A 3,755-nucleotide genomic window follows, 5' to 3' on the forward strand; every position below is an offset into this window, starting at 1 on the left:
GATGATAGCTTATAATCAAATTATCTGAAAAATCATACCCATTACAATCATAACTTCAACAAATACTTCAAAAAAATATACAAAAAATAAATATAATTAATATCATTATAAATAAAATTATTCATAAAATATCCACTATTTAGAAAATGAATATCAATACTTTATATTATTTTATATATTTTTATTAAAATTAGAAAAAATTGGAAAATTTTATGAAACTTTTATAAAAAATTGTTATATAATACCTATTAAGTTCATAAACGAAACTTAAATAAAACCCACAAGGAGTACATCATGGGAACAAGAAAAGAACACGACTTTATTGGTGAGTTAGAAATTTCTGATGAAGTTTATTATGGAGTGCAAACTTTTAGAGCACTAGAAAACTTCAATATGAGTGGTAGAAGACTACAAGATTATCCTTATTTTGTAAAAGCTTTTGCTCAAGTTAAAAAAGCAGCTGCTCTAGCTAACAAAGAAGTTGGAGTTCTTGATGCAGATAAAGCTGATGCTATTGCTAAAGCTTGCGATAGATTGATTGCTGGTGAATTTTTAGATCAATTTGTTGTGGATATGATCCAAGGTGGTGCTGGTACTAGCACAAATATGAACACTAACGAAGTTATCACAAATATTGCTCTTGAAAGTATGGGTCATAAAAAAGGAGAATATCAATACCTTCACCCAAATGATCATACAAATTTAGGTCAATCTACAAACGATACCTATCCAAGCTCAATCAAAGTAGCAACCTATGCAAAACTTAGTGATCTTTTAAAAGCTATGGAAGGCTTAAAAGCTGAATTAGAAGCTAAAGCTAAAGAATACAAAGATATCATCAAAATGGGTAGAACAGAACTTGAAGATGCGGTTCCTACAACCTTAGGAAATACTTTCAATGCTTTTGCTAGCTATATTAAAAGTGATATTGAAAAGATCACAGCAGCTCGTGAGTCAATGAGCTATTTAAATTTAGGTGCTACAGCTATTGGAACAGGAATTAATTGCCACCCTGATTATAAATTTGTGGTTGAGAAAAAATTAAAAGAAATCACTGGTGTTGATTTTAAACCTGCTGAAGACTTCATTGCAGCTACTCAAGATACAGCTGATTTTGTACATGTAAGTGGCGCATTAAAAACTGCAGCTGTAAGATTATCTAAAATCGCAAATGATTTAAGGTTGATGAATTCAGGTCCAAGATGCGGTCTAGCTGAAATTAGTTTGCCTGCTATGCAACCGGGTAGTTCTATTATGCCAGGTAAAGTAAACCCTGTAATTTGTGAAGCAGTTGGCGAAGCTTGCTATGAAGTTATAGGTAATGATGTTACTATTATGCTTTGCTCTGAAAGAGGTGAATTTGAACTTAATGCTTTTGAGCCAGGCATTGCTTATGGGTTATTTAACTCGATCGTATTGCTTGAAAATGCAATGAAAACTTTAGCTGAAAAAGCTATTAAAGGATTAAAAGCAAATCCTGAAAACTGCAAAAAACTTGTATTAAATTCAATCGGAATCGTGACTGCATTTAATCCTGTTTTAGGTTATGAAAAATCTGCAAGTATTGCAAAAGAAGCTCTAGAAACTGGAAAAGCAGTAGGTGATATTTGTCTTGAAAGAGGCTATTTACCAAAAGAAAAAATTGATGAGATTTTAACACCAGAAAATATGTTAAATCCTCATATGACAGAAAAAAGAAAAGCTTAATAACTTAGGAGTTTAATCATGGATATTATGATTATTTTACAACTTGTTGTCTTCCTTGGGGCAATATTCATAGGTATCCGCCTTGGCGGCATAGCAATAGGCTATGCCGGAGGTTTGGGTGTTGTTATTTTAGGTCTTGTTTTAGGCATGAAGCCAGGTAATATTCCTTGGGATGTTATTTTAATCATCACTGCTGCTATTGCTGCGATTTCTGCAATGCAACAAGCAGGTGGCTTAGACTACATGGTAAAAGTTACTGAAAGAATTTTGCGTAAACACCCAAAATTCATTAATTATCTTGCACCAGCTTGCGGTTGGTTACTTACTATTTTAGCAGGTACCGGTAATGCAGTATTTTCATTAATGCCTGTTGTTATTGATGTTGCAAAATCTCAAAATATTAAGCCATCAGCTCCACTTTCATTAATGGTTGTTGCTTCACAAATTGGTATTACAGCTTCTCCAGTTAGTGCTGCTGTTGTTTATATGACTGGTGTATTAGAGCCACTTGGCTGGAACTATCCTGCATTAATTGGAATTTGGATTGTAACTACTTTTGCTGCTTGTATGATTACAGCTTTTATTGTAAGTTTAATTACTCCAATGGATCTTAGCAAAGACCCTGTATATCAAGAACGCTTAAAAGCTGGTCTTGTAAAAAGTGCTTCAGATGTTTTACATAGTGAAGATAAACCGGGTGCAAAACTTTCAGTTGCTATATTTTTATTTACGGTATTAGCAGTTGTTCTTTATGCTACTGCAATTTCTAATAATATTAAATGGATTGATCCTGTAGTTATCCCAAGAGATGCTGCAATTATGAGCTTTTTATTAACTGCTGCAACTTTAATTACATTCTTATGTAAAGTTGAACCTGCAAAAATTTTAGATACAAGTGTATTTAAATCAGGTATGACAGCTTGTGTATGTGTATTTGGTGTTGCTTGGCTTGGAAATACTTTCGTTGCAGGCCATGAAGCAGGTATTAAAGAAGTAGCGGGTGAATGGGTTAAACAAACTCCTGCTATGCTTGCAGTTGCTTTCTTCTTTGCTAGTATGCTTTTATACTCTCAAGCAGCTACTGCAAAAGCTATTGTCCCAGTTATCGTTGCTGCATTAGGAATTTCAGCTACAAATCCTGCAGATTCTTATATGCTAGTTGCTTGTTTTGCTGCTGTTTCAGCACTTTTTGTACTTCCAACCTATCCTACTTTATTAGGTGCAGTTCAAATGGATGATACAGGTACAACAAGAATTGGAAAATTCATATTTAATCACGCATTCTTTATTCCGGGTGTATTAGCTATTGCTATTGCTGTTTCATTAGGATTTTTAGCAGTAGGAATGCTTTAATGCTCTTACTTTCCGCTTTTAGCGGAAAGTTTTCTTCTTTTACTTATTAACTAATTTTAAGTAGAATATTTTTTTAATTTTTAAAGAAATAAAATGGCAAAATTATCTTTAGATAGAAATAATATAAGAATCTTATTTATAGGTTATATACTTATAGCTCTTTTTGGCACTTTCATCCTTATGCTACCCATTATGCACACTAAACCAATATCTTTTTTAGATGCATTTTTTACTAGTGCTTCAGCTGTAAGTATGACAGGACTCATTGTGCTAAATACTTCATTAGATTTTAGTTTTTATGGACAGCTTGTTATTTTACTACTTATCCAAATAGGTGGTTTAGGCTATATGAGTATAGCCATGGCTTTATATATTTTAGTACGAAAAAAGATGAGTTTTGGAGAAAAAAATCTTTTAAGAGAATCCTTAATTTATCCTGGTGCTGATGGACTTGTAGGTTTTTTGAAAAAGGTTTTATTTTTTGTTTTTGCTATTGAAATTGTTGGTGCTGTTTTATTATTTTTAAGATTTAAATTAGATATGAATTTAACTGATGCTCTATGGGCTAGTATTTTTCACTCCATTTCTGCTTTTAATAATGCAGGTTTTAGCATATTTGAAAGTGGTTTAATGCCTTATAGGGATGATTTTTGGATTAACTTTATCATTACCTCTTTGATTATTATTGGCGGTTT

At 32.4% G+C, this 3,755-nt stretch carries 3 protein-coding genes; all 3 read left to right on the forward strand.

Translation table 11 applies throughout. The features are described from left to right. Window positions 1-294: 294 nt before the first annotated feature. Window positions 295-1,707: an aspartate ammonia-lyase gene (locus L8W64_RS08720; RefSeq protein ID WP_263661463.1), complete on the forward strand. Its 1,413-nt coding sequence runs from the start codon at window positions 295-297 to the stop codon at window positions 1,705-1,707. An 18-nt stretch (window positions 1,708-1,725) separates the two neighbouring features. Next, the gene (locus tag L8W64_RS08725; RefSeq protein ID WP_263673519.1) at window positions 1,726-3,060 is read left to right on the forward strand and encodes an anaerobic C4-dicarboxylate transporter; all 1,335 of its coding nucleotides are present in this window, start codon (window positions 1,726-1,728) and stop codon (window positions 3,058-3,060) included. 93 nt (window positions 3,061-3,153) lie between these two features. Continuing rightward, on the forward strand, window positions 3,154-3,755 hold a 602-nt coding region (locus L8W64_RS08730), incomplete at its 3' end, for a potassium transporter TrkG (RefSeq protein ID WP_318529433.1).

Origin of the sequence: Campylobacter sp. IFREMER_LSEM_CL1097 (assembly GCF_025772225.1) — a bacterium.
Taxonomy (GTDB): domain Bacteria; phylum Campylobacterota; class Campylobacteria; order Campylobacterales; family Campylobacteraceae; genus Campylobacter_D; species Campylobacter_D lari_D.